Genomic DNA, 5,291 nt, shown 5'->3' with positions numbered 1-5,291 from the left:
ACCATGTGCAAACGATGTCAGAATAGAGTTAAATTTCCTATTGATTGACATATTCCGTCAAAGGTAATAGATTTCATCCTGACACTTTTGCCTTTGGAGGCATCTTGCAAGGTCAACGCATCGGCTATGTCCGCGTCAGCAGCTTCGACCAGAACCCGGAACGGCAATTGGAGGGTGTTCAGGTGGCGCGGGTGTTCACCGACAAGGCTTCTGGCAAGGACACCCAGCGTCCCGAGCTGGAAAGGCTGCTGGCCTTCGTCCGCGAGGGCGACACCGTGGTGGTGCATAGCATGGACAGGCTGGCACGCAACCTTGATGACCTGCGCCGCATCGTCCAAGGGCTGACACAACGGGGCGTGCGCATGGAGTTCGTCAAAGAAGGGCTGAAGTTCACCGGCGAGGACTCACCGATGGCCAATCTGATGCTGTCGGTCATGGAAGCCTTCGCTGAGTTCGAGCGCGCCCTGATCCGCGAACGTCAGCGCGAGGGAATCGTGCTGGCCAAGCAGCGCGGTGCCTACCGGGGACGAAAGAAATCGCTGAACAGCGAACAAATTGCCGAGTTGAAACGGCGAGTTGCGGCAGGCGACCAAAAAACCTTGGTGGCCCGTGACTTCGGCATCAGCCGCGAAACCTTGTACCAGTACCTGCGGGAAGACTGACCATGCCACGCCGCTCAATCCTGTCCGCCACCGAGCGCGAAAGCCTGCTGGCACTGCCAGATGCCAAAGACGAACTGATACGGCACTACACGTTCAACGAAACCGACCTGTCGGTGATCCGTCAGCGTCGCGGCGCCGCGAATCGATTGGGCTTCGCTGTGCAGCTTTGCTACTTGCGATTCCCTGGCACCTTTTTGGGCGTCGATGAGCCTCCGTTTCCGCCCCTGTTGCGCATGGTGGCCGCGCAACTCAAGATGCCAGTGGAAAGTTGGAGCGAGTACGGCCAGCGCGAACAGACACGGCGGGAGCACTTGGTCGAGCTGCAAACGGTTTTTGGGTTCAAGCCCTTCACCATGAGCCACTATCGGCAAGCCGTGCATACATTGACCGAGCTGGCCTTGCAGACCGACAAAGGCATCGTGCTGGCGAGCGCACTTGTCGAGAATCTGCGGCGGCAGAGCATTATCCTGCCCGCCATGAATGCCATCGAGCGCGCAAGCGCCGAGGCCATCACCCGTGCCAACCGACGCATTTACGCGGCGCTGACCGATTCTTTGTTATCACCCCACCGTCAGCGCCTGGACGAACTTCTCAAGCGCAAGGACGGCAGTAAAGTGACGTGGCTGGCATGGCTGCGCCAGTCGCCTGCCAAACCGAACTCTCGCCACATGCTCGAACATATTGAGCGCCTGAAATCCTGGCAAGCACTTGATCTGCCCGCAGGCATCGAGCGGCAGGTTCACCAGAACCGCCTGCTCAAAATCGCTCGTGAAGGTGGCCAGATGACGCCTGCTGATCTGGCAAAGTTCGAGGTGCAACGACGCTATGCCACGCTGGTAGCGCTGGCCATCGAAGGCATGGCCACCGTCACCGATGAAATCATCGACCTTCACGATCGCATCATCGGCAAGCTGTTCAACGCGGCCAAGAACAAGCATCAGCAGCAGTTCCAGGCTTCCGGCAAGGCGATCAACGACAAGGTGCGGATGTATGGGCGCATCGGTCAAGCGTTGATTGAGGCCAAGCAAAGCGGCAGCGATCCGTTCGCCGCCATCGAGGCCGTTATGCCCTGGGACACCTTCGCCGCCAGCGTCACCGAAGCGCAAACATTGGCGCGGCCTGCCGACTTTGATTTCCTGCACCACATCGGTGAAAGCTATGCCACGCTACGCCGCTACGCGCCGCAGTTCCTGGGCGTGCTCAAATTGCGGGCTGCGCCCGCCGCCAAGGGTGTGCTCGATGCCATCGACATGCTGCGCGGCATGAACAGCGACAGCGCGCGCAAGGTGCCCGCCGATGCGCCAACCGCATTCATCAAGCCGCGCTGGGCAAAGCTGGTTCTGACCGACGACGGCATCGACCGGCGTTACTACGAGTTATGCGCCCTGTCGGAGCTGAAGAACGCGCTGCGCTCCGGTGATGTCTGGGTGCAGGGTTCTCGCCAGTTCAAGGACTTCGACGAATACCTGGTGCCGGTCGAGAAGTTCGCCACTTTGAAGCTGGCCAGCGAATTGCCGCTGGCAGTGGCCACCGACTGCGACCAATACCTGCATGACCGGTTGGAATTGTTGGAGGCGCAACTCGCCACAGTCAACCGCATGGCTGCGGCCAACGACTTACCGGATGCCATCATCACCACCGCGTCAGGCCTGAAGATCACGCCGCTGGACGCGGCAGTACCAGACGCCGCGCAAGCCATGATCGACCAGACAGCTATGCTGCTGCCGCACCTCAAAATCACCGAGTTGCTGATGGAGGTCGATGAATGGACGGGCTTCACCCGCCACTTCACACACCTGAAGACCAGCGACACGGCCAAGGACAAAACCTTGCTGTTGACGACGATCCTGGCCGACGCGATCAACCTGGGTCTGACCAAAATGGCCGAGTCCTGCCCTGGCACCACCTACGCCAAGCTGTCTTGGCTGCAAGCCTGGCACATCCGCGATGAAACCTATTCGACGGCGCTGGCCGAGCTGGTGAATGCGCAGTTTCGGCAACCCTTCGCCGGCAACTGGGGTGACGGCACCACGTCATCGTCGGACGGCCAGAACTTCAGAACCGGCAGCAAAGCAGAAAGCACTGGTCATATCAACCCGAAGTATGGAAGCAGTCCAGGACGGACTTTCTACACCCATATCTCCGACCAGTACGCGCCCTTCAGTGCCAAGGTGGTCAACGTGGGCATTCGTGATTCAACTTACGTGCTTGATGGCCTGCTGTACCACGAGTCGGACTTGCGCATCGAGGAACACTACACCGACACGGCAGGCTTCACCGATCACGTGTTTGGCTTGATGCATTTGCTGGGATTTCGCTTCGCGCCGCGTATCCGTGACTTGGGCGAAACCAAGCTATTCATCCCCAAGGGCGATGCCGCCTATGACGCGCTCAAGCCGATGATTAGCAGCGACAGGCTGAACATCAAGCAAATACGCGCCCATTGGGATGAAATTCTGCGGCTGGCCACCTCCATCAAGCAAGGCACGGTAACGGCTTCGCTGATGCTGCGCAAACTCGGCAGCTACCCGCGCCAGAACGGCTTGGCCGTGGCGTTGCGCGAGCTGGGGCGCATCGAGCGCACGCTGTTCATTTTGGATTGGCTGCAAAGCGTGGAGCTGCGCCGCCGCGTCCATGCGGGGCTGAATAAGGGCGAGGCGCGCAACGCGCTGGCCAGGGCGGTCTTCTTCTACCGATTGGGTGAAATCCGCGACCGCAGTTTTGAGCAGCAGCGCTACCGGGCCAGCGGCCTCAATCTGGTGACGGCGGCCATCGTGTTGTGGAACACGGTATATCTGGAGCGTGCCAGCAGTGCTTTGCGTGGCAACGGCACGGCGCTGGACGACACATTGTTGCAATATCTGTCGCCGCTGGGGTGGGAGCACATCAACCTGACCGGCGATTACCTATGGCGCAGCAGCGCCAAGGTCGGTGCGGGGAAGTTTAGGCCATTGCGACCGCTGCCACCGGCTTAGCGTGCTTTATTTTCCGTTTTCTGAGACGACCCCTAATAGCATGATCGGTCATATTTCATTTTGTAAAAGTCGCCATGAAATATGCCAACATACAAAAGATGGTGTAGTTACATGGGCGTTCCACCCTGAACAGCCGCGTCTAGAGAAAAGGGGGAGAAAAAAAGAGAAAAAGAGAGAAAAAAGAGCGAGTCAGGGGCGCAGATGTGTAAGTTTTGCTCCTGTATTTGTTAGACACCTATTTGTATGTTGGCATATTTGGTTATGATTCTTTCTTTCTAAGAACAGGAGTTTCATGTGATGCTTGATAGCTATATTGGTTCATTGCTGAAGTACCTCCACCAGCTTGACTCTCTTTTTCGAGATACAAAGGTAATTTCAGCTCTTACCTGTGTCATTCCACCGGTAGAAAATGGTTGTGATGATATCGGTAAATGCATTGAGCCGGTTGTGAATTGGGGTCCTCATGCCTATACATCGGTTATTATTATCATCAATACTTTGACCGGTGAGCCTCATTCCGCAATACATAGCCACAGTGACGATATATTGCCCGACTGTAAAAACTATGCATATGGGATAGGGTATGAGTCTGCTACTGTTTTGTTTGTGGTGATTGCGGGGATTGAGAGTTACTATCTCGCGCTTAAAGCAAAAGCATATCTGAAGAACCAGAATTATTTACCGTTACTAATAAAATTAAACGGTTTAAATAAACATGCAGGTCGTTCAAACTTCCACTATTAATTATGTAAAAATCATTATGAAAGGCAAGGTTACTATTCCTTTAGATGAGGTAGTTGGCAAGATGCTGGATGCGAAAAATGCTCATTAGATCCCATTGAGCTTACCTCATAAAAAGGTATACACCTCAGAGTTTATCGGCAATTCAAGCCCTATTTTCAGCTTTCTCTTCCCCAAAAAATTTCATACAATTCAAATTGTAACCTCACATAAAAGTGGGGTTTGTAACCAACTTTGGTATGTAGAGGGTTAATATGAGTAGACAACGGGTATCAAAAGGCAGTGTTATACCAAAAAAAGAATTCAAAATAGCAACGGTGCTGTCTCTCCTTGCTGTTGATTGTGATTTTGATTCCTTCTTTTCTGAGTTTAAACGTATCTATCCAAAGGATTGGGAAAGAGTTAATAAGCGTTACCAAGAGCATGAGAGATTAACAAAGCCGGGTAAATCACATCCTATGGCAGAGCCTTTGCAATACATGAAGACTGCTTTCAATAGTTTTAAAAGAAAGCTATTAAAAGAATCTATTACCGCTAAGGATTTCTTATTATCTCTTGAGGAGCCAAAAGAGAAATATAGTGAGTCAGAACCATCAGAAAAAGTATGGAAAGATATTAAAAGAAATATAAGTGTTGTTTACTCCTTTGAGAAAAGGCTACTGGCGATTCACTTACTTGGTAAATATAAGTGTACTGTAGTGGTCAACTAAAATTGGCCACGGTTTTAGAGTTTTTCCGGTATTGGTTTTCTGATTCGTTTGGTGGTAATCCACCGTTATATTCATGCGGCCTGACCTCGCTGTAATACCCGACGATATAATCCGTTATTGCATGGGCTGCTTCACTGAAGCTGATGTAGCCGGTCACCGGCACCCACTCATTTTTCAGACTTCTGAAGAAGCGCTCCATCGGA

General features: G+C 53.3%; 5 protein-coding genes. 4 read left to right on the top strand and 1 reads right to left on the bottom strand.

Going from position 1 to position 5,291, the window contains the following annotated elements; all coding sequences use genetic code 11:
* The first annotated feature begins 104 nt into the window (after positions 1-104).
* From PSF42_RS20340 to PSF42_RS20325, 4 genes are all read left to right on the top strand, one after another.
* Positions 105-662 carry a recombinase family protein gene (locus PSF42_RS20340; protein WP_272680559.1) on the top strand — a complete coding sequence of 186 codons (558 nt, stop codon included), beginning with the start codon at positions 105-107 and terminating at the stop codon, positions 660-662.
* A 2-nt stretch (positions 663-664) separates the two neighbouring features.
* Positions 665-3,637: a Tn3 family transposase gene (locus tag PSF42_RS20335; RefSeq protein ID WP_023159963.1), complete on the top strand. Its 2,973-nt coding sequence runs from the start codon at positions 665-667 to the stop codon at positions 3,635-3,637.
* A gap of 297 nt (positions 3,638-3,934) precedes the next feature.
* Positions 3,935-4,381: a hypothetical protein gene (locus tag PSF42_RS20330; protein ID WP_196053729.1), complete on the top strand. Its 447-nt coding sequence runs from the start codon at positions 3,935-3,937 to the stop codon at positions 4,379-4,381.
* Positions 4,382-4,632: 251 nt separating this feature from the next.
* Positions 4,633-5,088 carry a hypothetical protein gene (locus PSF42_RS20325; protein ID WP_272680558.1) on the top strand — a complete coding sequence of 152 codons (456 nt, stop codon included), beginning with the start codon at positions 4,633-4,635 and terminating at the stop codon, positions 5,086-5,088.
* Here the strand turns inward: PSF42_RS20325 and PSF42_RS20320 are convergent.
* Positions 5,081-5,291: integrase core domain-containing protein (locus tag PSF42_RS20320; RefSeq protein WP_213914652.1), on the bottom strand; the 211-nt coding region annotated here is incomplete at its 5' end. The genes PSF42_RS20325 and PSF42_RS20320 overlap by 8 nt on opposite strands.

The sequence above is a fragment of the Providencia sp. PROV032 genome (assembly GCF_028484875.1).
Classification (GTDB): Bacteria; Pseudomonadota; Gammaproteobacteria; order Enterobacterales; family Enterobacteriaceae; genus Providencia; species Providencia rettgeri_E.
This window is presented reverse-complemented; position numbering and strand designations above follow the sequence as displayed.

What these genes read in the sequence shown, in the direction of transcription:
- PSF42_RS20335 (WP_023159963.1), top strand. Translation starts at nt 665, where the DNA reads ATGCCACGCCGCTCAATCCTGTCCGCCACCGAGCGCGAAAGCCTGCTG.
- PSF42_RS20330 (WP_196053729.1), top strand. Translation starts at nt 3,935, where the DNA reads ATGCTTGATAGCTATATTGGTTCATTGCTGAAGTACCTCCACCAGCTT.
- PSF42_RS20325 (WP_272680558.1), top strand. Translation starts at nt 4,633, where the DNA reads ATGAGTAGACAACGGGTATCAAAAGGCAGTGTTATACCAAAAAAAGAA.